This is a genomic window from uncultured Endozoicomonas sp., from assembly GCF_947495845.1.
Taxonomy (GTDB): domain Bacteria; phylum Pseudomonadota; class Gammaproteobacteria; order Pseudomonadales; family Endozoicomonadaceae; genus Endozoicomonas.
In genome coordinates this window covers 1-23846 of record NZ_CANMAO010000005.1, presented here as the reverse complement: position 1 = coordinate 23846, position 23846 = coordinate 1, and the positions used below count along the sequence as shown (strand labels likewise).

At 46.2% G+C, this 23846-nt stretch carries 19 protein-coding genes and 4 tRNA genes; 12 read left to right on the top strand and 11 right to left on the bottom strand.

Going from position 1 to position 23846, the window contains the following annotated elements:
• Positions 1-179: 179 nt before the first annotated feature.
• The 3 genes from Q1B11_RS05580 (at position 180) to rarD (ending at position 2333) form a co-directional block, all read left to right on the top strand.
• The gene (locus tag Q1B11_RS05580) at positions 180-782 is read left to right on the top strand and encodes a chalcone isomerase family protein (RefSeq protein WP_299728864.1); all 603 of its coding nucleotides are present in this window, start codon (positions 180-182) and stop codon (positions 780-782) included.
• Positions 783-931: 149 nt separating this feature from the next.
• On the top strand, positions 932-1216 hold the full coding sequence (locus tag Q1B11_RS05575) for a helix-hairpin-helix domain-containing protein (RefSeq protein WP_067521149.1): 285 nt from the start codon (positions 932-934) through the stop codon (positions 1214-1216).
• A gap of 199 nt (positions 1217-1415) precedes the next feature.
• Entirely contained in the window at positions 1416-2333 is a 918-nt protein-coding gene (gene rarD / locus Q1B11_RS05570; RefSeq protein WP_299728855.1) for an EamA family transporter RarD, read from the top strand.
• A 5-nt stretch (positions 2334-2338) separates the two neighbouring features.
• Here rarD and Q1B11_RS05565 read toward each other — a convergent pair whose 3' ends face one another.
• Positions 2339-2542 carry a hypothetical protein gene (locus Q1B11_RS05565; RefSeq protein WP_299728852.1) on the bottom strand — a complete coding sequence of 68 codons (204 nt, stop codon included), beginning with the start codon at positions 2540-2542 and terminating at the stop codon, positions 2339-2341.
• 613 nt (positions 2543-3155) lie between these two features.
• Between Q1B11_RS05565 and Q1B11_RS05560 the strand changes: the two genes are divergently transcribed.
• On the top strand, positions 3156-4643 hold the full coding sequence (locus tag Q1B11_RS05560; RefSeq protein WP_299728849.1) for an MATE family efflux transporter: 1488 nt from the start codon (positions 3156-3158) through the stop codon (positions 4641-4643).
• 54 nt (positions 4644-4697) lie between these two features.
• Here Q1B11_RS05560 and folD read toward each other — a convergent pair whose 3' ends face one another.
• Positions 4698-5552, bottom strand: a complete 855-nt coding sequence (folD, locus tag Q1B11_RS05555; protein WP_299728846.1) for a bifunctional methylenetetrahydrofolate dehydrogenase/methenyltetrahydrofolate cyclohydrolase FolD — start codon at positions 5550-5552, stop codon at positions 4698-4700.
• A gap of 561 nt (positions 5553-6113) precedes the next feature.
• Between folD and Q1B11_RS05550 the strand changes: the two genes are divergently transcribed.
• From Q1B11_RS05550 to clpX, 7 genes are all read left to right on the top strand, one after another.
• Positions 6114-6190 (top strand) — tRNA-Pro (locus tag Q1B11_RS05550).
• 14 nt (positions 6191-6204) lie between these two features.
• Positions 6205-6281, top strand: a tRNA-Arg gene (locus Q1B11_RS05545).
• Between the two features lie 82 nt (positions 6282-6363).
• Positions 6364-6439, top strand: a tRNA-His gene (locus Q1B11_RS05540).
• Between the two features lie 86 nt (positions 6440-6525).
• Positions 6526-6610 (top strand) — tRNA-Leu (locus tag Q1B11_RS05535).
• 437 nt (positions 6611-7047) lie between these two features.
• Positions 7048-8391, top strand: a complete 1344-nt coding sequence (tig, locus tag Q1B11_RS05530) for a trigger factor (RefSeq protein WP_299728843.1) — start codon at positions 7048-7050, stop codon at positions 8389-8391.
• 193 nt (positions 8392-8584) lie between these two features.
• Entirely contained in the window at positions 8585-9232 is a 648-nt protein-coding gene (gene clpP, locus Q1B11_RS05525) for an ATP-dependent Clp endopeptidase proteolytic subunit ClpP (RefSeq protein ID WP_299728840.1), read from the top strand.
• A gap of 347 nt (positions 9233-9579) precedes the next feature.
• Positions 9580-10881, top strand: coding sequence for an ATP-dependent Clp protease ATP-binding subunit ClpX (gene clpX, locus Q1B11_RS05520; protein WP_299728837.1), 1302 nt, complete (start codon positions 9580-9582; stop codon positions 10879-10881).
• Between the two features lie 804 nt (positions 10882-11685).
• Here clpX and Q1B11_RS05515 read toward each other — a convergent pair.
• The 9 genes from Q1B11_RS05515 to Q1B11_RS05475 all read right to left on the bottom strand — a co-directional run bounded on the left by Q1B11_RS05515 (position 11686) and on the right by Q1B11_RS05475 (position 22550).
• The gene (locus Q1B11_RS05515) at positions 11686-16947 is read right to left on the bottom strand and encodes a RecQ family ATP-dependent DNA helicase (protein WP_299728834.1); all 5262 of its coding nucleotides are present in this window, start codon (positions 16945-16947) and stop codon (positions 11686-11688) included.
• Positions 16934-17311, bottom strand: coding sequence for a hypothetical protein (locus Q1B11_RS05510; protein ID WP_299728831.1), 378 nt, complete (start codon positions 17309-17311; stop codon positions 16934-16936). The genes Q1B11_RS05515 and Q1B11_RS05510 overlap by 14 nt, the downstream gene beginning before the upstream one ends.
• Positions 17308-18501, bottom strand: a complete 1194-nt coding sequence (locus Q1B11_RS05505; protein WP_299728828.1) for a PcfJ domain-containing protein — start codon at positions 18499-18501, stop codon at positions 17308-17310. Before Q1B11_RS05505 ends, Q1B11_RS05510 begins: the two co-directional genes overlap by 4 nt.
• Positions 18502-18665: 164 nt before the next feature.
• Positions 18666-19241 carry an AAA family ATPase gene (locus Q1B11_RS05500; protein ID WP_299728825.1) on the bottom strand — a complete coding sequence of 192 codons (576 nt, stop codon included), beginning with the start codon at positions 19239-19241 and terminating at the stop codon, positions 18666-18668.
• Entirely contained in the window at positions 19241-20497 is a 1257-nt protein-coding gene (locus Q1B11_RS05495) for a radical SAM protein (protein ID WP_299728822.1), read from the bottom strand. The genes Q1B11_RS05500 and Q1B11_RS05495 overlap by 1 nt, the downstream gene beginning before the upstream one ends.
• Positions 20498-20771: 274 nt before the next feature.
• Positions 20772-21014 carry a hypothetical protein gene (locus Q1B11_RS05490; RefSeq protein WP_299728818.1) on the bottom strand — a complete coding sequence of 81 codons (243 nt, stop codon included), beginning with the start codon at positions 21012-21014 and terminating at the stop codon, positions 20772-20774.
• 79 nt (positions 21015-21093) lie between these two features.
• The gene (locus Q1B11_RS05485; protein ID WP_299728815.1) at positions 21094-21771 is read right to left on the bottom strand and encodes a hypothetical protein; all 678 of its coding nucleotides are present in this window, start codon (positions 21769-21771) and stop codon (positions 21094-21096) included.
• A gap of 4 nt (positions 21772-21775) precedes the next feature.
• On the bottom strand, positions 21776-22099 hold the full coding sequence (locus Q1B11_RS05480; RefSeq protein ID WP_299728812.1) for a hypothetical protein: 324 nt from the start codon (positions 22097-22099) through the stop codon (positions 21776-21778).
• Positions 22092-22550 (bottom strand): hypothetical protein, encoded by a 459-nt coding sequence (locus Q1B11_RS05475; protein WP_299728809.1) that lies wholly within the window; start codon positions 22548-22550, stop codon positions 22092-22094. Before Q1B11_RS05475 ends, Q1B11_RS05480 begins: the two co-directional genes overlap by 8 nt.
• Positions 22551-22846: 296 nt before the next feature.
• Between Q1B11_RS05475 and Q1B11_RS05470 the strand changes: the two genes are divergently transcribed.
• Positions 22847-23644 carry a hypothetical protein gene (locus tag Q1B11_RS05470; protein WP_299728806.1) on the top strand — a complete coding sequence of 266 codons (798 nt, stop codon included), beginning with the start codon at positions 22847-22849 and terminating at the stop codon, positions 23642-23644.
• Positions 23645-23846 lie beyond the last annotated feature (202 nt).

The following is a 23846-nucleotide window of genomic DNA, read 5'->3' as shown; positions in this document are numbered from 1 at the left end:
GGCAGTTTGATAAGATGACCAGTGGTCATCAATCAGCATTTTTATGCGTTGGTTTGCATTACAGTTCTGGCAATTAACTGACGCTCTCCGTTAAAATGTGCTTGTCAACAGAGGGTATTCTGTTACCCAGTGAGTACCTGTGCAGTACTAATGGTACCAATAATAATAAGGAACGATGTATGTTAGTCCAGATGACTCGTCAGCTTCTGCTCGGTGCAATTTTTCTTATCACGTTGCCCATGTCGGCAAACGCCTTGATTGTTAATGATTATGATCTGCCGGATGTTATCTCTGCGGATGGAGGAGACTCTGAAATCTACCTGCAAGGGGCCTCCGTCCGCTCCTGGTATTTAATGGTGAAAGGGTATATCGGTGCCCTGTACCTTGCAGAGCCAACCAGTAATCCTGAAGAGATCTACGCATCTCAAGGTTATCAGCGCATGGCGTTTGTGATGCTGGTTTCCAAAATGAGTGCTCGTCGTATTGCTAATGCTTTTTATGAGTCAATTCAGCTGAACACTCCGCCTGCTGAGCAGGAAGAAATGAAAGATGAGATCGCCGAACTGCTTGCGCTAGTGGATGGCTCGATGAAAAGGGGTGATCAAGCAGTGTTTGAGTATTTGCCAGATCAAGGTGTGAGAATCGAGATCGCAGGTGAAGAAAAAGGAATGATTGCTGCCGATAAACGCCTGTTCAATTTGATTTTGCGGGTATGGATTGGAGAAACTCCACCCAGCAAGACCTTTAAGGATGAGATTCTGGGCTTGGCGCCAGTGGGTTGAGGTTTCAGACCTCTGGTCAAAACAGCGCAATCTGTCATTGATCTTAATGGTTAGGTTGCTTTAATGATTTTAGAAGGAGCAATGAGTCAAGATGACGTCAATTGCTCCTCAGGGTAACAGTTCATTATCAGAATCAAGGAGTATTTGAGATGAATTTAAAATCATTAGTTTTTTTGATCGTTACATTCTTTAGTGTCAGTTCTTTTGCTGCAGGGCCCAAGCACTCACACGATAAGACGAAGATTAATATTAACGAAGCAACGGTAGAGCAGCTTGATGATGGTTTGCTCGGTGTTGGCCCCAGAATTGCCATGGAGATTGTGAAGCACCGTGATGCCAATGGCCCATTCAAATCTATGGATGATCTGGATGAGGTAAAGTACGTTGGTGATAGAATGCTGGATAAGAATAAAGGTCGAATCATCTTTGAGTAACGATTCTTCTTCGCAGCCAAGCCCGCCTTAAATGCGGGCTTTTTTGTGGGTGAGCCCCAGAGAATTATAAATAAACAATGGGTTTGTAGTGCAAATGTCCACCCTGTGATATACAGGATAGGGTTTTATACCATAAAAATATTTTCTGTTATTTCTTTTATCTGGTTCATGGTCCTATTAGCCAGAATTCGGGGGACGGGTGAAACTCGCTGAGAATCAATCAGGCCTGGCGTCTGCTGCTGGTGCTTTTGTTTTATGGGGCCTTATCCCTATTTATTTTAAATTTTTGGAGCAGGTGCCTCCCCTTGAGGTATTGGGGCATCGAGTTTTCTGGTCATCGATATTGCTGTTGGTGTTTTTGTTGTGCCGACGGCAACTGAGTGTGTTGATCGATATTCTTAAAACGCCCAGGTTACTGGGTGGTCTGGCTCTGACATCCCTGTTGATTGCGGCAAACTGGCTCATTTTTATCTGGGGGGTCACTAACGATCGAATTTTGGAGACCAGTCTGGGGTATTACATCAACCCACTTTTTATCGTTTTGATGGGGTACTGCTTCTTTGGTGAGCGTCTGAGCAGGGCACAGGCTCTCGCGGTGTTTTTTGCCTTAGCTGCCGTATTATTGCAGATTTTCTATTTGGGTAAATTGCCCTGGGTTGCTCTTGCTTTACCGCTGTGTTTTGCATTTTATGGGTTGCTTCGAAAAAGGCTTAATGTGGATGCTGCTGCAGGTCTGGCAGTGGAAACGTTGCTGCTGATGCCAATAGTGGCTGTTTATTTTATCTGGCTGGCAGGTAATGATGAGCACTCGTTCAGGTTCGCTGACCCCGAAAACGCCTTATTGTTATCGTTGGCTGGATTCATCACAACAGTGCCTCTGGTGTTGTTCAACATAGCAGCGAGAGCACTTTCAATGACCGTTTTGGGCATTATGCAGTATCTGGCACCTTCTATATCATTTTTGGTGGGTGTTTTTCTTTATGGAGAGCCCCTTGGGCAAGTACAGCTGATGAGCTTTGGCTTAATTTGGACTGCCCTGATCATCTTCACCATTGATGGCATTACCCGGCAAAGACGACTGGAGCGGCAATTGGGTTCAGATGTAACGGGCTCATAGCGGGTTTACCGGGCAATATTTGTTCTGGTTTGTGCGTGCCGGCGGTTGGCGGTTTTGGTTGTGGGTATGGTTAGAGCCGTTTCCCGAGATTGTACCTTGTAAATCTGGCGGTAGTACTCTTTTTCAAGCTCTTGAGGGTTCGCTGGCAACTTCATAATGCCCATCTGTCTCAGGTAGGCTTCCATGCAGCTGCGTGTTGGTTTGTTCATTACTGAAATACTCAAAATTTACGAGGGTATTATGTGTCGGCTCTGAATTTATTCCCTTAAATCCCAATCGACACATTACAAAAAATGTAAGCATGAGCTATGCCATTTTTTTGACTTCAGGGTCTTGGGTGTATGGAAAGGCTTTTATGATAGGCTCATCAGGAATTTTCATGGTTTGCATTTCGTTCATAAGCGTTGTGTTATTTGGGAATGTTTGATCTATCGATGTTACTTTCTGAGGTTCGATTGATGAGAGGTAACATTTTCTAAAGTGGATCATATGCCCAGAACAAAAAAAACGTCTATCGCAGCTTGGTAATGATTTTGAGACTGCTTCCCCGCGACTGCAGTTTGTAAGATGTATGCTGACCAGTGTTCTGAATGAGAAGTTGGTGCTATGTTCAGTAAGAATTTTTAATATACCCAGCGCCTTTCAAGTTGCTACTTTGTTGGCTGCGCTCGCTCACCCCGATCACCTACTATTTGTAGGCTCACGGGACCCGAGGGCCTAAAGGCTTCGCTCACTTGCCGCCGCGTAGCAACTTGAAATCCTTTGGGTATATCGTCACTCCCGATTTCATCCTTTCAATGTTGATAACACGACAGGCCGATTATGCCTCATGCCCGTTTTACCCGCGGCTCAACCATGCGGCATATCACTGTAATGAGCTTGAGTAATGCCGTTGGTATTACTGCGCTTTTTGTGGTGGATATGCTGGATCTGTTTTTTCTTAGTCTGTTGGGGGAGAAATTTCTTGCAGCCGCTGTTGGGTATGCGAGCACCGTCTTATTTGTCACCACATCAATTGGTATCGGGCTCTCTATTGCCACGGGGGCATTGCTGTCAAAGTCGATCGGTGCTCGTGAGCGGGATCGTGCTTGTCAGTTTTTGGCAAATACGGGCATTCTTGGCGCGCTGTCCACCAGTGTGATTGCTTTGGTGGTCTGGATGTACATCCCGGAACTTTTGGATCTGGTGGGTGCTCAAGGTGAGGTTCATGCTCTGGCTGTTCAATACCTGAATATCATGATTCCTTCGATGCCTGTGTTGGCAATTGCCATGTGTTTTGGTGCAGCACTAAGGGCTGTGGGGGATGCAAAACGATCGATGGCATCCACGTTAGCCGGTGGGGCTGTCAATGCAGTGTTGGATCCGGTGTTTATTTTCATGCTGGATATGGACATAGAAGGTGCTGCGATCGCTTCTGTTTGTGCTCGACTGACTATTTTCTGTACATCTGCTTACGGCGTTATCAAGGTTCACCAGTTGCTGGGCAGGGTAAATCTGCAGCAGTTTTATCGGGATATAGGCGACATTCTGCGTATTGCGATACCCGCTATTCTCACCAATCTGGCAATGCCAATCAGCTCTGTGCTGGTTATGCGGGAGATTTCAGGCTTTGGTGATGGTATCGTCGCAGGCTATGCGATTATCGGGCGTATAACCCCTGTCGCTTTTGGGGTGGTGTTTGCCCTGTCGGGTGCCATTGGTCCGATCGTTGGCCAAAATTATGGTGCCCTGTTAATCGATCGGGTAAAGCAAAGCCTCAAAAACGCCTATCTTTTTTCAACGGTATATATAACCGTTGTTTCCATAGTTGTATTTCTAGTGCAGGACTCTCTTGTTGTGCTTTTCAGTACGAAAGGGGAGGCGTCACAGATTATCCATTTTTTCTGCACATGGATTGCCATCAGTTTTGTCTTTAACGGTGCTTTGTTTGTTGCAAATGCGTCGTTTAATAATCTGGGTAAGCCTGGCTGGTCCACGTTATTTAATTGGGGGAAGGCCACTATTGGTACGGTGCCGTTTATCATGGTGGGCGGGAAAATGGATGGTGCCTTTGGTGTGTTATCCGGGCAGGCGATTGGTGGGGTTGTGTTTTCCCTGCTGGCTGTTTTCTTTTCGTTCAGGCTTGTGAACCAGATTGGTCAGTCAGTTGCAGTAGAAGAGACTGTCGAACCGGTAGATCAGGTTCCAATTGAAGAAGAGATAGTGATTCCCTGTCCTCTGAGTCCGCTGGCATCAGACTCTGCGCATTTGGGGCAGATTGCACAAGAGGCAGAATGTCAGGAAATTGCTGAGGAAGAGCGGGTGAGGTAATTTAAAAGGAGAATTTGTCTGAGTTGACTTGCCAATCAACTCAGACAAAGCACGTTAATCGTGCAAATGTTCGGCGGCGTACAGGGTGTTCTCCAGTAGAGTGGCGACGGTCATTGGGCCAACGCCGCCCGGTACTGGTGTGATCCAGGAGGCTCTTTCCTTGGCAGTTTCAAACTCAATATCACCCACCAGTCGGCCGTCGTCCATGCGATTGATGCCAATATCAATAACAACAGCGCCTTTCTTTACCCACTCACCTTTCACTAAGCCGGGTTTACCTGCACCGACTACCAGAATGTCGCCCCGGGCCACTTCGGCCGCCAGGTTGTCAGTGAATCGGTGAGCTGTGGTGGTGGTGCAGCCTGCCAGCAGTAGCTCCATGGTCATCGGGCGGCCAACAATATTGGAGGCGCCAACGATCACCGCATTTTTACCGCGGATAGCTTCGCCGGTGCTTTCGAGTAGGGTCATTACTCCTTTTGGCGTGCAGGGACGAAGAAGAGGGATGCGTTGAACCAAGCGACCAATGTTGTATGGATGAAAACCATCAACATCTTTATCCGGGCGGATGCGTTCTATGACCAGCTCGCTATTAATATGTTCAGGTAAAGGCAGCTGGACAAGAATGCCATCAATCTCTGAATCATTATTCAGTGCATCGATCAGATCCAGTAAATGTTTTTCGCCGGTGCTGGCGGGCAAGTCGTGAGAAATGGATTTGAAGCCCACTCGTTCACAGTCTTGACGCTTTTTGCCAACATAAATTTTTGAAGCAGGATCATCTCCAATCAAAATAACAGCAAGTCCGGGTGGACGAAGCCCTTGCTGGGTGCGTCGGCTAACCTTTTCGGCAATGGAATCGGTTAATTGCAGGGCGATGGCTTTGCCATCAATAATTCTTGCTGTCATAGATGCTGGGGCCTGTCTCTGACATCATACCAATCGAACTTCCTGACCATGCTTCTACCTAACTAATACCAATTCTGTTTTTAAATTATGGGCTGTGCAGCCATTTTGGGCGACTGGATCTGCGTTGAAGTTCCTCGCCATAGCTACGGCTATGACTCGTCGCTTTGCCTTGCCCAGTCGCCCAAAATAACTTGCTCACTCCACAATTTAAAAACGACATTGGTATAACCACGCACAGGATGGTTGTTAGAAAGCGCGAAATTGGTATTCGTTATCATTAAAATCGTAGAGCACGTAAGTTTATCAGTGACTGCCGCTTTATGGCATTCCTTTTAAGTACCCGATCATATGAAATATGATTTCATGTGGTTTGGTGCTTACCCTTGAAAATCGCGTTGGCATTCCGACAACCAGATTGATAACCTGATAACACTAACCTGTTGGTTGGTTAACTCTTAAATTTTGACAAGGGAATTGACGAACTATCCGCTTGTGAGTAGTATTCGTCGCCGTTGTCCAGCGAACATTTCTTAGTGTTTTGCAGGAGTTTCGTAAAGATAACGGGGTATAGCGCAGTCTGGTAGCGCGCCTGCTTTGGGAGCAGGATGTCGGGAGTTCGAATCTCTCTACCCCGACCAATTTTAACGGTTAAGCGCCCGTAGCTCAGTCGGATAGAGCATCCGCCTTCTAAGCGGATGGTCGCAGGTTCGAATCCTGCCGGGCGCGCCATTTTGGTAGGCTATAAAAGAGTTTGATAATCAGCTCTTGATTCTTTGAAAGAATTTGAATAGTCTGCACTTCGCTTGCAGTGGTGGGCGTAGCTCAGTTGGTAGAGCTCCGGATTGTGATTCCGGCGGTCGAGGGTTCGATCCCCTTCGTCCACCCCAAATTACACTTTTATCTCTCTATGTAACTGTAAGAGATGGAAGCTAGAAAATTACAGTGTTTCGCGTGCGCTATGGAAGCATTGTGAGCGGATGTGGTGGAATTGGTAGACACGCTGGTTTTAGGTACCAGTGCCGAAAGGCGTGAGAGTTCGAGTCTCTCCATCCGCACCAATCATTAACGGGGATAAGCATGCTTATCCCCGTTTTTGTATGTTTCATCCAAAGAAACTGCCCTGATGGGGGCGTATGGACCTACTAGTCCTTGGCTTCGGAGAAACGTGACAGATTGATGGGTAGAAAGCTGGGCCAGGGCTGCTGTGTCAGGGGTCTAAGAAGTGGTTCATGATCGTTTTCGGCTCGCAGAAAGATTATGAACAGCTTCTAAACGTTGCTTATCATTAACAGCCTTTCAATCTGACGGTTTTTGCTGGAGAAAAGTGAGAGTAGTGCACATTCTGCAGGGAGCCGGAATGAATAATAATTCCTGACCTTTCTGCAATCTGTGTAGTAAGTGATGCCTGAAAAGTGCCTGTGCATTATCGGTCATCTTTGCTAGCCTATGCGCCTTTTGACCCTTTGCTACACAGGTTTGGTGTTGAGGAACAAAAATGCAATTCTCTCTTGAAGAAACCACCGGTATTGAGCGTAAGCTGACCATCACTGTTGCTGTTGAAGACATTAACAACGAAGTGAACAAGCGTCTGCAGGACCTTTCCCGCCGCGTGCGTCTGGACGGCTTCCGTCCAGGTAAAGTCCCGATGAAAGTGGTTAAGCGTCGTTACGGCGAAGGCGCCAGACAAGAAGTGCTTGGTGAGATGATGCAATCCTCTTTCATCGAAGCCATCACAGAACAGAAGCTGAATCCAGCGGGCGCACCTTCTGTAGAAGCGAAGTCTGATAACGATGAAGGTTTTACTTTCGTTGCCACTTTCGAGGTGTATCCAGAAATCGCTCTGAACGAATTCAAAGACATTATCGTAGAGCGTCCGGTTGCTGAAGTTCAGGAATCCGACATCGACGAAATGATCGAAACCCTGCGCAAGCAGAGCAACACCTTTGAGGTGGTTGAGCGTGCTGCTGAGCAGGGCGACCGTCTGACTTTTGATTACGTTGGTACTAAAGATGGCGAAGCCTTCGAAGGTGGCAGCGCTGAGAATTCTACTCTGGAACTGGGTTCCGGCCGTATGATTCCAGGTTTTGAAGACGGTCTGGTTGGTGTCTCTGCCGGCGAAGAAAAAGTACTGTCTGTGACGTTCCCTGAAGATTATCAAGCGGAAGATCTGGCTGGTCAGGCTGTTGAGTTTGCCTGCAAGGTACACAAGGTTGAAGGGCCGGCTCTGCCAGAAATGAACGATGAGTTCTTTGCTCGCTTTGGCGTAAGCGAAGGTGGTCTGGAAGGCTTCCGTACTGAAGTTTCCAAGAACATGGAGCGTGAACTGCGTCAGGCCATTAAGAGCAAAGTGAAAAATCAGGTAATGGACGGTCTGCTGAATACTCACGAAGTAGAAGTGCCTTCCTCTCTGGCTGCTCAGGAAATTGACCGCATGCGCGAACAGGCTGTTCAACAGTTTGGTGGTGCTCAGGGTGGTTTCGATCCTAAGCAACTGCCTGCTGAACTGTTCGAAAGCGATGCTAAGAAGCGCGTTGCTCTCGGCCTGCTGATCGGTGAAGTGGTTAAGCAGCGTGAAGTAAAAGTGGACGACGAGCGTGTTCGTGCCATGATTGAAGAAATGGCTTCCGCTTATCAGGAGCCACAGCAGGTTATCGACTGGTACTACAGCAACGATGAACAGCTTTCTCAGATCAAGTATGTTGTTCTGGAAGAGCAGGTGGTAGATACTATTCTTGACGCAGCTCAGGTTTCCGAGAAGTCCTGCAGCTATCAGGAAGCGATCAAGCCAGCAGAACGTGTTGAAGAAGCTGCTGAAGAAGCAGAAGAAGCCGCTGAGTAAGGCGACTTCTGATTTGAGCGGATAAAACTGTGTTGTTATAAGACGATGTCGTTATAAGACAAAGTCGCTAAAAGCTAAGGTTTTATCTGCTCTGGTCGTTTTAATCTGGTATGCAAGCGGCTGTTTCAATGATTGAAATGGCCGTTTTTTCTTCGATTCTTTTTACGACTCAGGCAAGGAGTGAAGACAGGATATGTCCAATCTGAATGACCCATACGCCGTGGCAATTACCAACTCTGGGCTGGTGCCTATTGTCGTTGAGCAATCGGCCAGAGGTGAGCGATCTTACGATATCTACTCCCGCCTCTTAAAGGAGCGAGTGATTTTCCTGGTAGGCCAGGTTGAAGATCACATGGCGAACCTGGTGGTTGCCCAGCTGCTTTTCCTGGAATCTGAAAACCCGGATAAAGATATTCATCTCTACATCAACTCTCCAGGTGGCTCTGTGACTGCAGGTATGTCAATTTACGACACCATGCAGTTTATCAAGCCAGATGTTTCCACCATGTGTATTGGTCAGGCGGCCAGCATGGGGGCGTTGTTGCTGGCGGGTGGTGCTGCAGGTAAGCGTTACTGTCTGCCACACTCCCGTGTGATGATTCATCAGCCATTGGGTGGCTTCCAGGGGCAAGCGTCAGATATCGAAATCCACGCCAAAGAAATCCTGAGCATCCGTCACAAGTTGAACCAGGTGCTGGCTCACCACACCGGTCAGCCTATGGATATCATTGAGCGTGATACGGATCGTGATAATTTCATGAATGGTGAAGATGCGGTGAAATATGGCCTGATCGATCAGGTAATGAGTGACCGCTCTGCAGGCAGTAAAGCCAAGAAGTAAACTTCTGACTTTTCTTCCATAACCGGTATTGAAAATACACATTTTCTTTACCGGATACTCCTTTCAGGTTGATTTTTGCACGAAGTCGTTGAACACTAATTAGCGAGTTTGGCTTTCAGGGTTGGTCTATTTTGCACAGTGATCGTGCAGAGCAATCGTGCAAAGTCAGGCATTGGGCCGGATCAAGCTGTGAATTTTAGGTTCTCAGTGGTCAGGCACTTGAAAACATGCCCCGATGCCTGCATCTTACCTATATGACACCATGAAAGTTGTTTGGATTGGTAAATAGGGCTAATTTCCAGAATTTAAGTGCAGGGCAGGCATTGTCCGTATAACAGGGTAATCGAATGACCGACGAAACAAGCGGTAAGGGCGAAGATAGCAAGCTGCTGTACTGCTCTTTCTGCGGAAAGAGTCAGCATGAAGTTCGCAAGCTGATTGCCGGCCCGTCCGTATTTATCTGTGATGAATGTGTTGACCTGTGCAACGACATCATACGTGAAGAAATTCAGGAGGGTAGCAGCGAAGAATCCTCTGATAAGCTGCCTATCCCCCGTGAAATCAAGGACACCCTTGACGAATACGTTATTGGCCAGCCACGAGCCAAGAAAGTCCTTTCTGTCGCCGTTTATAACCATTACAAGCGTTTGCGCTTTGGTGAAGCAAAGGGCGACAAGAATAAAGACGACGTTGAGCTGGGTAAAAGTAACATTCTGCTGATCGGACCAACCGGTAGTGGTAAAACGCTGCTGGCAGAAACATTGGCAAGAATGCTGAACGTACCGTTCACTATTGCTGACGCGACTACACTGACCGAAGCTGGTTACGTGGGCGAAGATGTTGAAAACATCATTCAGAAACTGCTGCAGAAATGCGATTACGATGTAGAAAAAGCCCAGATGGGTATTGTTTACATTGATGAGATCGACAAGATTTCCCGCAAGTCTGACAATCCATCCATCACCCGCGATGTATCCGGTGAAGGTGTTCAGCAGGCGCTGCTGAAACTGATTGAAGGTACAGTGGCTTCTGTTCCTCCTCAGGGTGGCAGAAAGCATCCTCAGCAGGAATTCCTGCAGGTGGACACATCCAATATTCTCTTTATTTGTGGCGGTGCGTTCGCCGGTCTGGATAAAGTGATTAAAGGGCGTACCGAGAAATCCGGTATCGGTTTCTCTGCAGAAGTTACCAGTAAAGATGACAAAAAAGATCTGGGTGAAACTTTCAAAGAAGTGGAACCAGAAGATCTGGTGAAATTCGGTCTGATTCCAGAATTTGTTGGTCGTCTGCCGGTTATCGCCACGTTGGAAGAGCTGGACGAAGAAGCGCTGGTGCGTATTCTGATTGAACCAAAAAATGCGTTAACCAAACAGTACAGCAAGCTGTTCGATATGGAAGACGTCGAAGTGGATTTCCGTCAGGACGCCTTACAGGCGGTTGCCAAAAAAGCAATGGAACGTAAAACCGGAGCTCGTGGTCTTCGTTCTATTCTTGAGTCAGTGTTGTTGGAATCCATGTACGAGATTCCTTCTGATGAAAGTATCTCAAAAGTGGTTATTGATGCTTCTGTGATTAATGGCGACTCTGAGCCGTTGTTGATCTACGAGAATGCAGAACAGCCCAAGGCTGCTTCCTCAGACAACGGTTGATATAGAAAACTCCGCGCTCAGCGGAGTTTTTTTAGGCAAATTTTTATATAAGCTTGGGTCCGCTTTTGACTTGTATATCTATTTCGCCAACTTTTCTTGCCTTAAGAGGCGATCTCACGCTCCAAGCCAGTGATTTGAATGCGCGTGTACAGACCGCTTCGTTGTAGCGAGCAAGTCTTCCATAAGATGTTATGTGTCTCGTTGAATCGTTGGTAGTGCTATGTGGAGCTTTAAGGTAGATATTAGGAAGGGATGTTGACCCTGACTCTTTAGTATCTAATCCCATGATAATCTTTCTCTGGCTTTTTGAAGAGATAAAAGAATACAGAGTGATATATTCAGAATAGGTTCAAAGATAAGCTGGGTAATAATAATTAGAATATCCATAATGACAAAAAGTGTCACAGCTTTTCACCATAAAATGTCCGCTTTTCTCCCTTGAAACCCTGATTCTACATTTCGTTACACTTGATAAAATGTCCATAAATCCTACTTTTTGAGGATAATATGTCCAAAAATAAATTTCGTAAAATGTCCAAAAGTTTGCAGTAAAAAATGTCCATTATTTCAGTCGACTTTTTGAAAGGTGAAATCCTTATAAATCAGTTACTTATGGTTTTTTGTTGTTGTGGTTGAGTTTTTGATGGCTTGATACGGACATATTGCCCATCGTTCAGGAGAGTGGGATGGTTTTGCTTGTTTCAAGAGTTAAGCCAGGATGATGACAGATCAAGGAGTAGGGGCTGGATGAGGTAAGTTGGATTATTGGATGACTTTCTTTCATCTGGAGTCAGAACTGACTAATCAATAAGTCAGCTCTATGACAGGCACTTCCCACTCCTCACACTTATGGCTGGCCTGGTACTCTTCTTCAGAATCTTGTTTAAAGCGTTTCACCATAGCAATAACCCGCCCCTGATATTGGGTAATGTTGCGTTTGTTCCAATACTCGTTTTGTTGTCTGGACAGTGCAACCACCGGTTGACCTTGGCTGATAAACTCAATGAATTTTCCAGATTGTTTGATTGGCACTGTATCGCCAACATTCATAATGCCAAGCTGCCTGTGAATCTGGTGTGATGTTTCCATACGCCCGGCGTAGCTCAGATAGAGGTCTTTCATTCCCAGCAATGAGTAGTGTTTTGCTGTGTAATGGCCTTCTATACATGCGGCACGTTGTATGCAGTTATCCTCGTTTATGGGTGCAGAGAGGTGCGGATTATTCTGATCCTTTCTTTTCAGAATCACGAGTTGCTCCATTGCCCGGGTCATGCCTACATAAAAAAGACGACGTTCTTCTTCTGTATTATTCTCGTTTCGAAGTTCCCAGCCTCCGTCCAGAATAATGACGACTTTAAATTCCATGCCTTTTGAACCATGAACAGTCCCGAGGTGAACGCCTTCACCCAGCCGTTGTTCCCGGCGGGTTTCGCGCAAATAATCAATGAGTGATGCAGTAAATGCAGAGACGGGCAGTTCAATGCCACCACTTTCGACGGCCCAATGATCCAGCACATCATACAACCTTTGTCGCCAGGTGGAATCCGGTAAGGCCAGTTCATCAAGCCAGGTTGTGAGTTGGTGGATGTCTGCCAGCTCGTGTTGATGCTGATTCAGTTTTGCCAGCGCCTGATGGAACTCCCGAACCCGGGTCAATGGCAGACTTTGGCCACTTTCAAGCGGAAGGCTCAACGGCACACCATGCTGTTCAAATGCTGAGCGGATATGGCTGAGTTCTGGTTTACTGATACCGTTTCTTGCCAATATGGCAATATCCTGCCATTGGAGATCATCGGCAATTTCTTTTAGACGACGGACTTCATTGAGTGCGGCTAATGTCTGTTGAGCCAGATTCTCACAGGACAGCAGATGAACCTTACCCTGCACCAACGGATCTGACAGGGCGAGTGCGCCGCCTTCTGGTTGAGCACGACGACTGTCATTAATAGTAATGGCATGTTCGGTTTTCATTCGATCCTGATTATGAGCAATCAGTTGATTAGCCGCCTTAATAATATGTTGCGTTGAGCGGTAGTTTTGCACGAGGTAGTGGCGCTCTGCCTGATAATCGTCTTCAAACTGTCGGATAAATCGAACATTGGCTTGGCGAAAACCATAAATACTTTGGTCATCATCACCCACCGCCATAATGCTCAGCTTATCTTCGCCATCTTCCAAAGAACGACCAGCGATTGCTGAAATCATGTCGTATTGCAGTTCGTCGATGTCCTGGTATTCATCCACTAAGATATGTTGAAAACCTTCCAGTAATCGTTCCCTTGCCTGATCACCGGCAATGCCGGGCAGCAGAATATCGCCTCTTAACAATGCGGTTGCTTTAGGTATCAGCTCGTCAAAGTTAAAGTCTTGCTGTTTATTCTGCTCGATACTGGCTCCGGTCAAACGCATGGCAAGGCCGTGGAAGGTTTGGACTGTAATTTCCCGGGCTTCATTTCCCAGCAATGCCTGTAGACGTTTACGCAGAGTTAATGCGGCGCTGTGGTTATAGCAAAGCACCAGGATACTGAAAGGTCTCACCCGGGCAATACGCATCAGGTAGGCACAACGATGCACGACAACCCTTGTCTTTCCTGCACCAGGGCCAGCCAATACCAGCATATTCTTATCTACTGGTGCTTGAACAATGGCTTGTTGCTGAGGATTACCCAGATCGTCAACAATGGTTTTCAGGGACTGTTGACTGGTGGCCAGTTCCAGTAATTGCTTTCTGTCTTTGAAATAACGATTGAGAAAAGTGACGTTGTCCTGCTCAAAATAATCCTGAATCAGTCGAAGTGCTGCCACCATATTATCCTGGCCCAGTCGTACATACTCATTCATTACATGCACTTGGGTCACTCTTGCCTTATAGTGCCGATCCAGTGGATCGTAATCGCCTTTGTTGTAGCGCCGACCTTTCGCCTCACTGTTCATTTGCAGCGTCATGGCCTGACGAAATACGGCAAGTCCTTGCTGCAGAATAATGACGTTCTGTTCATGGAGAAACAGCAGCCCACGTTCAATAGCAGCCAATACTTTGTCCTGAGGGACATTCAAGGTCATGTCTCTGGTGATGGAATCACGAAGAGTTTCCAGTGAAAACTCTACTTTGACTTCACTTTGAGAGGATGTCTCACCGGATTTAAGCGCACGATACAGTTCTTCAAGAATGGCCAGAGAGAGCGAATGTCTCCGTTCCATAATCTGAATAAGTGTTTTCCAGGGTCTGGCCAGCTTGATGCTGTAATGATCCTTATAGATGTAGTTGAACTCCAGACTGCCTCGGGAGCCTGCCAGACCTTTGCCATCTTCCGACACACTTTTCAGCAGATTTCGCAGCAGGTCAGGATTGCTGTAATCCAGTTGCTTATCCAGCAGCAGTTGGTTTAGCTGTCTTAAATCCAGTGGAAGGGCATCTTGCTCATGGTCGTCCGGATGCGCTTCTTGCAAAACCGAGACCATCTGTCGTTCAAGTTTACAGAGCTTTTGAAAACTGCTTTTTGCGTTGTTCTTACCTTTGGGTCTGAGAAATGCCGTCATCAGCAGGCCGCTGGAAACCAGACCGGCATCGCCCATCTGGTTGAGTATGCCCATCACCAGCGTGGTGTCGATGCCGTTTCTTTGCTGTTCATCCTTGATCTCGCGGCCTATCTGTTCAGCCAGAAGGTCAGCGCTAAGACCTTCATCAGGATCTGCATTAATCAGGGCATGGATAATGAGTTCCCACTGGCGGCGCTTGTGGGAAGACAGCTGCAGTTTATCCAGTTTGGCGGTGGCTTCTTCAAGTGTTGCAAAAAGAGGTTTGCCCTGAAAAACCTGGTTAGCATTCTCGTTGCGCTCCATAAAACCACCACGCTCCAGCCAGGCGACAGCGGTTTTGACTTTAGTGTCCGCAGACTTGTCATCCAGATTAAAAGACGTGCTGACATGATCGGAACGCAGCAGTTCTCCGGTGGTAATGACCACGTCCTGCCCGGGCTTTTTCTCAAGGCGACGTAGGCCTTTCAGAATTTGCTGGATATCTTTCAGCCGAACTTCGGACAGTGCACCCAGTTTGAATTGGGTTTCAATATCCTGCTCATCAAAGAGTAAGACGCACTCTGCAGGTTGTTCATCCCTGCCGGCTCGTCCAGCTTCCTGCAGGTAATTCTCCAGGGAGCCCGGAATATCGGCGTGAACCACCAGACGTACGTTGTTTTTATCAACCCCCATACCGAAGGCATTGGTGGCACAGATGATGGGTGGTTCACCGTCAATGAAATGTTCCAGTACCTCTTTCTTTCTGGCTGAATCCAGACCTCCATGAAAGTAGGTGACCGACAGTCCCTTTTTTGCCAGAAACTCAGATAATGCTTCGGTGTTCTTCCGGGTGGCGCAATAGACAACACAACTACTGTTTTCCGGTAGCCGCTCTTCAATCAGTTCGGCGACGCGGCCAAACTTGGACGCCTGAGTAACAAGATGAACTTCATAGGACAAGTTAGTGCGTTCCACACCGCCTTGAAATAGCATCAGCTCCTGATCCAGTCGTTCACGGAAGTGCTGGCAGATATCGTCAATGACATCCATTTTGGCCGTTGCCGTATAACAGGCAACCGGGGGAACGGGCAGTTTCAACTGTTCTGACTGTTCCCGAATAAAACGGCCACAGTAGAGATAGTCTGGCCGAAAATCATGACCCCATTTGGAGAGACAGTGGGCTTCATCAAATACCCAGCAGCCAATCTCCCGCTGATTCAGTGTTTGAATAACCGATTTGTTGCGTAATTGCTCTGGAGAGATATACAGAATACCAATGTCGCCCATCCGCACCTGTTCCAACATAGCGCCACGTTCCGGCGGCGTCAGCATGCCGTAGATGGCACCGACTGCGATGGAACCGGTTTTCTTTCTTAGATTGTCGACCTGATCTTTCATCAGAGCCTGGAGTGGAGAGATAACGACTGTAAGCAGCCCTCGGCGATGGTAACGAACCAAAGCAGGAATCTGGAAGCAGATCGACTTACCACCGCCAGTGGGTAGAATGCCCAGAAGGGACTGATCGTTCATGCCTTCCTGAACAATGTTGTGCTGCAGGGGTGAGCCATCTTTGCTGCGACGAAAATCAGGATAATTAAAGTACTGCTGCAGTTGTTTAACCGGGTTGTGATTGTCCTGACAGTAGATGCACTCATCATTCCCGCAATGCATATCCCTTAGCTGTTTTAACAAACCGGGGATTTCCGGGAAACGATGGCGCACCCATGGCGGTAATACGGAGTTGCCGCCAGATACTTTCAGCCAGGCGATGCAGTAGGGTAACATCACCCGCATATCCGACTTTGGTAGATGGCGCATGGCAATGCGATTGATCTGTTTCGGGCAGGCCAGCCCTTTACAGAGCTTGATCAGTGCCATTAATGCTTCGCGATCATTATGGAATGGTTGAGGAACCAGAGCCTGAAAAACAGCCGCAAGCCCCGCACAGTCCTGTTCACCGGAAACCACCTTGGCGGTGGTAAAGCAGTAATGATAAAAGCGGAGAAGGTCAGGCTCTGATTCAGCCATGTCGGCAAAAGACTGAAACTGCTCTTGAAAAATAGACAAAGCCAGTCGTGCGTCCGCGACGGGGTCGTTGATGGCATCACGAACCAGTTTGTAATCCTTGATAAGGCGATGATACGGGTTACGAGGAAATGCCAGGGGCGAGAGAAATAGCGTATCAATGACTGGTTTTGTCAGCAGCCCCAGCTCCGGATTGATGGCCTTGAGAACAGGAAAATCATGAGCGATCAGGTTATGGCCAAGCACAAAACGACAGTTGTTGGAAAACTGATCGAGTTTACACAAAGTGTCACTCAATACATGTTGATCGCACTTTCTGGATTGCCAGGTATCGCCGCTGGAGTTCATGGCCCCAATATGACGAATGTCTCCCTGAAGAGTCGTTTCGAGATCGATAGCGGTGATGTTTTTCAGCTGTTCAGGGAGAGAACATTCGGGTGTTTCAGGCATATTCTGTCGTCCATTAACCTGACGACAGTTTATATAAATGAGGCGATATTGGAAGTGATTATATTGACTCATACCCAAAGCTGAAAAGTCGCGCGTTTGGTTGCTTTTGTGCCTCCATTGTCTGCCGCCAGATAAAATCAGTTTCTATTCGTTGTATAAAGGTTTTTGCGCTAAACCCTTCAGGGTAAATTGAATTTGGAACAGAGGGACCTTCGTAGTCTGGAATAACAGAGCCCACCAGAAGGTGTGCTTCATCCTTTAATGCAATCATCACCTCTTGCATTGAGACTTTCAGTGCTCCTGAAAATAACTCGTGATCATGTTCAATGGTTGTATCAACAATCCAGTGATGGAATTGGAGCTTAGAGGTGTCGCCAATATTGAGTGTTTGAAAATCTGTCGGTTGCTGAGCCAGCAATGTCTGAACTGCGTTCATTTCGCTTTCCATTCACTGGTGACCTGAAGAAACCATCCCTCAACTCTGTCTTTTGCTTCTTTCGAAGGCTGGCGATTACAGGGGCCGGCTACCTGCTCGAGTATTATGGGTTTGCCGTCTTTTAATTTGATACTGATAGTAAGACGTTCCGGGTCGTCCATGTGGTAAATATAATGAGTTCCGGATTGGACATTGCGAACATAGGCCCCAACGCAATGCTTCATAGAGCGACCTTCGTCAATCAAAGCATCAGAGGTAAGAACCGGTTTGATCCATTCATTACCAGGGTGAGGTGGCTCAGGAAATGGCAGAGGGTTACCGCCTTCATCCCTGCGTACTTCCATTCGATTGATGTAGTTTTCATTTCTCAGGGCAACAACTCTGTCATGGATGCGTTCCAATTCGGCAACGGATCTGCAATTGGCAAGCTCTCTGTCAAGTCTGAGGTTCATGCGCTGGCAGTCCAGGATCATATTCATGAGTCGAGCCCTTGCCCAACGGCATTCTGTGTCTTTCAGCACATTCAACAATTGTGAATGTATCAGCTCAGGAATGGCGATCAATTCATCAATATGTCGCTGGTTTAACTCGTGAAAATGGCGAAGTTTTTTCAAAAAATCCGGTCTGGTCATCATTGCCAGCAATTTGCTGGCAAAGTATCGCTGGATGCTATCGACCTTCACCTTTTTAAGGAGGCGGTTCAAAGACTTGGTGTCTGAATATCCCATGGTTGCAAGAATATGGTGCTGCTTCAGGGAGAGCATGGCCCGGGCGGTATCAGCATCCAGCTTACGTTCAATACAGAAATCCACCCAGTACCAGAGCAGGACAGGGTTGCTGAAAAACAGATCTTTCGCTTCCTGCCATTGGGCAACCAGTTTCAGTACGAAGAATTTATGAGCACCAAAGAAATCGATTTGATGGCTAACGTCTTTGGGTATGGTCTCCAGCCAGGCTTTGATATCGTCGCTGTGTGCCATGGAAGAAAGGTCAAAGGCAATAGTGTTATGGAATTCCGGTTTTTCGACTTCATTGTCAATGATGGACACCCAATCCAACTTCTTCTCCCAGCCGCCTACAATAATTTTGCAGGGATAGTTCAAGTGGTGGGAACAATCGATAGAAAGAAGATGATGGTCGTGGAACCAGGTAAATTCTCGGCTGTCCGTCAGTTGCGCAGTGCTTTGCATTAATCATCCATTTTATAAACATTGAGTGTTGTAACTTTGCTGCCGGATTGTCTTTTCACCATGGCAATAATGTGGGAGAACATTTCCTCCCACATTATCAGGGATCTTGAAAAGATCAGAAATACTTTTTGTTGATCAGTAGTAAGCAGCATTCCAGTTGTTTGTTATCTGTTCAATACATCACAAATATGCTGAACCAGTTCACGGGTGGGGAGTGTTCCATCAACTTCAAACCACTCACCAACAACTTTGCTGTTGCCTGCGATCACCCGATAGAATTCATTCAATGTGCTATCAGCCTCTGCCGTTAACGTCTTGTTATCTTCAGTGGTGTTGTCATTGCGTGAACTTATGCGATGCTTCCTTTCCTGAAAGGGCACATGAATAAAAATGGTAGCATCAGGGACTACAAGCCTGGACTCAACATCTTTCAGGGGAAAGCTATTTCCCTGAGTTTTCCAATGATGGTACACCTGAGTTGACAGCCAGTACCTGTCCACAATCGCTGAGCGCCCGCTTTTCATCATCTCGCTGACCGTATTGGACAGCTGCATGACAGTGGAAGCGTAAAAAAGCTGTCGGGCAAAGGGATCATTATTATGAATCCGGTCGACTTCCGCTCTTACCATTTTATATTGCGTGGATGGTGTCGTCAGATGCTCAATATTCAGATGTCTGGCAAGAGCGGTTGTTACTGTTGACTTCCCGGAACCGTCCAGCCCCTCGATAGCAATAAACATTATGCAGCTTCCATATTGTTGGTTAGTGATTTTGCGTGATTGTGCATTTTTTGCCATTCCTGGCGGGTAAAGCTGTGGCTTTCAACAACGTGTGGGATTTTGCTTTCATCAATGACGTCCTCCTTTAAACCAAACTTGTCTTTCTGATTGATCAGCTCTGTTCCTTCCAGAAGCATTAATGGGAAAGCTTTGATAATGCAGTTGCAACGATCGGTCAGGTATTGAATGCTCTGTTTAAAACTGTTGAATGTCTGTTCAGGCAAGCCATAAATAAGACTGACCTCAAAGGGTTGCTTGAATTGTGTCAATAGGGAAATAGCTTTTCCAACAGAAGGCATATGATTTGGTCTTTCTATAATTCTGTATTCTTTTTCAATGGCTGTCTGCAGGCCAAATTCAAGTTCAACGTTTAGCTGTTTGCATAGAAATAGAAACTCTTCGTCAATCAGTTCGAATCGAACCTGAAGAGACAGTAATGACTGTAAATTGATAGAAATTGCGTATTTCAATACCTTTTTATTTAAATCTCCGCGGTTAAACACTGGGTCCAAAACGTTGATCTTTTTGACATTGAATTTTTTGAACAGGTCTAACTCCGCTTTAATCTTATCAAACCCCATTGGGTGCACTCTGTCCTTGCTGGTTTCTACCAGATCCCTGTGGGCGCAGAAGTTGCATTTGAACTGGCAGCCTCTGGAGGTTTCCCAGTGGATCATGTCCATTCCATATTCCAACTGGAATGATCCATCCAGAAATGGAGATGAAATATGTTCAAAGTCTACTTTTTCCTCAACGACCTGAGAGGTGATATGTCTGTCCATTAAAATGGCTTTGGGAAGTGCAGCCTCTCCGTATCCGGGGATATAGATATCTCCATCAGGGTATAAGGTTTTGCAAGTTGCTCTGTGTATTTGATACCCACCCAAAATGATTTTTCCGGTAAATCCATTTTCCCTGCATTTTGCAATCAGTGGGTTGACGAGATCAGAGCTCCAGACATAACAAGCGATAATAAGACTATCTATGCGCTGAATGTCATTATGGGATGTTATCTGGTTGTATACGTCTATGTGAGATAGTCGCTTTTCTGGGTGAACAGGCATTCTAATTGGCAAATGTTCAATTAAGAATGATGTCCCATAATCTTCATGACTGCGGCAGGCTGATATTAAAGAGGCAGCGGCAAGCCCTGTACCGCTTTTTCCTCTCTGGCTAAAATCGAATGTTACTAAAAGCGACTGTCTGATTTTATTCATGATGAACCACGCTCAAATACTTTTATAAAATTTGTTGTATCTCTCATGGGTTAAAATCATGAGAGGAATAATGCGTTTTGACTTTCTTGCGCAAATTAGTCGGTATCGCTTTCCCAGACAGAATCGAATAATTTCCGGCCTGCGCACCAGTTTTCTCCCACCGAGTGATCGATACGTTCTTCCAGACAAAAGACCATCACAAATATTTACTGCCCTTTCTTTGTGTGGATAGGGTAATGCCTTCCACGTTTTGGCCTCAGTCTCCGGTGTTGGGTCATGGGGATTTTGAATCTTCCTTGTCTGACACCTTGTCATGTTGCATACCCTCGCTCTCCTTGTCCTTTCTGGCAGATAACGATTCCCCCCTGAGCAGTTCGTTTTTTAATTGCTCGTCCCGCTTGGAAAGTCGTGCCTTGCTCAGTAAGTGAAAGAGAATTAAATTTTTCATACGTATCAGCACCGTTGATGAACAATTACGGGCATTGCCCTCGTGTTCGTAAACTTCAGGAAACATCATCGTCAGTGCTCCTGATCACTGCTTGTCAGCAGTGATCAGGTTCAGTTTGAATTTGTGGAGCCCACAAAAAAGAGGAGGATTACAAATTTTTTAAAAAATTGTGATAAGACTTGGCACTGGCTATTTCATGCCGGACAAACTCAGCTAAAAGCTTATACTCAGGCTGGTTTGCGGTTGTCTCATCCAGCAGGTTGAGCATTGTGTCTACTTCCTGATATTTGCCAGTGAAGTACTCCCGCAGGATTTTATCGTATGAACTCAATTCATCATTGCCATTGCTTTCAATCTGAGCCAGTAGCAGGTCACCAATGGAACGTCCTCCACTAAATGGGTTGGGGAGTTCGGAGTGATGCAGGTCGAGGTTTTCCTGCAGTAGAAATGCTTTAAATGAACCAAGCTGTTCACTCAGTGCATTGAGAATACCCTTTTTGGCCTCAAGATCAGAGATCATGGCGGTTACCTCTTCAGCTTTCTTCTGTTGGCTGAGAGTACCAAGCATGATGGGTTTCACTTTTTGAGTATTGGCAAAAAGCGTATCAAGAATAATCAGGTTTCTAATATACGTCAGGTTGCCTTTCTTAAAATCAATGCTCTTATAATGGGTACTTTGGGAAACATCAAACATTTCCGGTGGGATGGTTTTATTGCCCTTATAGGTGTTGATTTTATTCCTGAGGGACTCAGGAATAAGTTTCTCATCTACCTGCAGGGCATCGGCCACAAGGCGAGTGGCGCTGTACTTTGTGACGGCCCCCATTCAGTTAATACCTTTCACAGCCAAGAGCGATACGAATATGGGTAGCAACGGATCGTGACGATGTGGACTCAGCAACCCTGATGGCAGCGTTAACCAATTTGCCGCTACTGATGTAGCAACCTTGACTATCAGCCACAATGGCTTTGATAGCCCCTTCGCAGCGTCCAGCCATAAATGCCTCTTCTTTTGACGTGCTCAGATTTTCAAACCAGGCTTTTTCTTGCTCAACGAATTGGCTACAGGCATGTTTTAGTTCATCAACACTCAGCTCTGCTAAAGCTGTTAGTGGGCTTAACATCAGCATCAGGCATATAAGAAAATTACGCATGATCACTCGCTCCCTCTGATGTAAATTCCGGATTTTCTTCTTGGTTTGAACTTTCACTGAGATCAAATGTTTTCCTGATCTTCCGGTGAGATAAAAAGACGCCAAAAATCAGAAAGGCATGGTGGATTAATAAAAGGTCTTCGCCATTGTAGGGAAATTGTTCACCCAAGGCGGAAGTGATTATAAATGAGGGAATGGCGATCATCGCCAACATTCTCAGGCCGAGAACAGACCAGCAGCCTAACCAGATAATCGGGTATCGCGACAGGTTGTTCTTTTTGATCAGCTGATAGCTTTCGGTCAGACAGTTTCCGGCATAGAAAATGAACCCGTAAAAGGTAATGGCAAAGCCGGTGGCCAGTGACTCGCCAAACTCGCTGGGTAGCAGCTTGGGGATGAATATTTGCAATGTGATTAATAACCAGCTTGGCAACGCGATCAGAAGGTACATGAGTCCGTGCCAGAGGGGGAGTTTTATGCCTCCGACGCCTCTGAAATGCGAAATATTCCACCAAACAAGTTCATGCTTGCTCTCTGAAGACATGACAGAGGGTTCCTTTCTCGTAGTTATTATTGCATGTATATTTTGTTCAAGGATTTTGGCAGTTTGGTATTTTTTTTCAATATATTCTGTCCACTATGAAGCTCCAGATGACTCGATGAACAATGTCGACTTGGATGTGTTTGCTTTGACTGGATGAATGTAAACTCCTATCAAATTGCCATTCTTGTGGAGCAGTCCAACATATGATTCCGCGCCAGGTTTCTATAGGGTACTGCTTCAATTGCGGGATTTTTCTTGGTCGTGGAAAGATCGGAGAACCAAAAGCGTTAACCCGGAAAGAAAAATATCTGCTAAACCTGCTTGATTGCTCAGTAGCTGCGGCCAAAGAAGAAGATTTGGATGTTAATCTTGTCAGGGGGCTTAACAGAGTTATGTTAGGCCTTGGTGTCACTTCCTATAAAAAGCTGGAAGGTGAAATTGGTTTTTCTAGCGAAACTATCTGTCAGTGGGGTGCCGATAAACTAAGCTCCCGGAAAACCAGACCAACACTCTCATCATTGATTAACTTTTGTCTTGCAGTTTCAGTGCCTCCTCAAACATTGCTCCTTGAGCCTGAAAAAATCAGACCGGAAATTACTGAAATTAATATTGCAGGCAGGCGCCAGTTTCCAAACAGTTCAAAAAAGGAATGGGTTCGGCATCAGGTCAATCTCACGCTGAACAAACTGCAGTCAGCATTGCCGTTGAAAGTTCTTGCCGGTCAACTGGATGTCGGGGTCGGTTATTTGCGATATCACTTTCCAGTTGAGGTGGAGGTATTACTATCGAAAAATAAAAACTTTCGATCAGAGGAACAGACGCAAAAACGTATACATAAACATAAATTGGTCAGAGAGGCGATTGTAGAAATTTCGAGCCAACAACTTTACCCTTCGCACGGTCGAGTCAAGAAGTATCTTGGCGAAGATTTCAAAAAATTCCAGTTTAAAGAGTTTGCTGAAGTCTGGAACGAAGAAATTGACCACCTTCTGAATCTGTAAAACTCCCTTCTGAGCTTTTCCTGTCATCCCAAGCGACTGGAATTATCTAAGTAAAATTTCTTGTCGAAACGATTTCGTCAATATTTCTTCACTATAATCTCAGCTGTTCCTCTGTCATTTTTTTTGCCTCGTCAGTAAAATCTGTGGGCAATTTCTGGTTCAGGTAGCTTGCCAAGTGCATGGTATAACGCAACTTCCGCGC

Bases quoted from the DNA above. Each gene is read 5' to 3' on its own strand.
- Q1B11_RS05580 (WP_299728864.1), top strand. From the start codon at position 180: ATGTTAGTCCAGATGACTCGTCAGCTTCTGCTCGGTGCAATTTTTCTT.
- Q1B11_RS05575 (WP_067521149.1), top strand. From the start codon at position 932: ATGAATTTAAAATCATTAGTTTTTTTGATCGTTACATTCTTTAGTGTC.
- Q1B11_RS05565 (WP_299728852.1), bottom strand. From the start codon at position 2,542: ATGAACAAACCAACACGCAGCTGCATGGAAGCCTACCTGAGACAGATG.
- Q1B11_RS05560 (WP_299728849.1), top strand. From the start codon at position 3,156: ATGCCTCATGCCCGTTTTACCCGCGGCTCAACCATGCGGCATATCACT.
- folD (WP_299728846.1), bottom strand. From the start codon at position 5,552: ATGACAGCAAGAATTATTGATGGCAAAGCCATCGCCCTGCAATTAACC.
- tig (WP_299728843.1), top strand. From the start codon at position 7,048: ATGCAATTCTCTCTTGAAGAAACCACCGGTATTGAGCGTAAGCTGACC.
- clpP (WP_299728840.1), top strand. From the start codon at position 8,585: ATGTCCAATCTGAATGACCCATACGCCGTGGCAATTACCAACTCTGGG.
- clpX (WP_299728837.1), top strand. From the start codon at position 9,580: ATGACCGACGAAACAAGCGGTAAGGGCGAAGATAGCAAGCTGCTGTAC.
- Q1B11_RS05515 (WP_299728834.1), bottom strand. From the start codon at position 16,947: ATGAGTCAATATAATCACTTCCAATATCGCCTCATTTATATAAACTGT.
- Q1B11_RS05510 (WP_299728831.1), bottom strand. From the start codon at position 17,311: ATGAACGCAGTTCAGACATTGCTGGCTCAGCAACCGACAGATTTTCAA.
- Q1B11_RS05505 (WP_299728828.1), bottom strand. From the start codon at position 18,501: ATGCAAAGCACTGCGCAACTGACGGACAGCCGAGAATTTACCTGGTTC.
- Q1B11_RS05500 (WP_299728825.1), bottom strand. From the start codon at position 19,241: ATGTTTATTGCTATCGAGGGGCTGGACGGTTCCGGGAAGTCAACAGTA.
- Q1B11_RS05495 (WP_299728822.1), bottom strand. From the start codon at position 20,497: ATGAATAAAATCAGACAGTCGCTTTTAGTAACATTCGATTTTAGCCAG.
- Q1B11_RS05490 (WP_299728818.1), bottom strand. From the start codon at position 21,014: ATGATGTTTCCTGAAGTTTACGAACACGAGGGCAATGCCCGTAATTGT.
- Q1B11_RS05485 (WP_299728815.1), bottom strand. From the start codon at position 21,771: ATGGGGGCCGTCACAAAGTACAGCGCCACTCGCCTTGTGGCCGATGCC.
- Q1B11_RS05480 (WP_299728812.1), bottom strand. From the start codon at position 22,099: ATGCGTAATTTTCTTATATGCCTGATGCTGATGTTAAGCCCACTAACA.
- Q1B11_RS05475 (WP_299728809.1), bottom strand. From the start codon at position 22,550: ATGTACCTTCTGATCGCGTTGCCAAGCTGGTTATTAATCACATTGCAA.
- Q1B11_RS05470 (WP_299728806.1), top strand. From the start codon at position 22,847: ATGATTCCGCGCCAGGTTTCTATAGGGTACTGCTTCAATTGCGGGATT.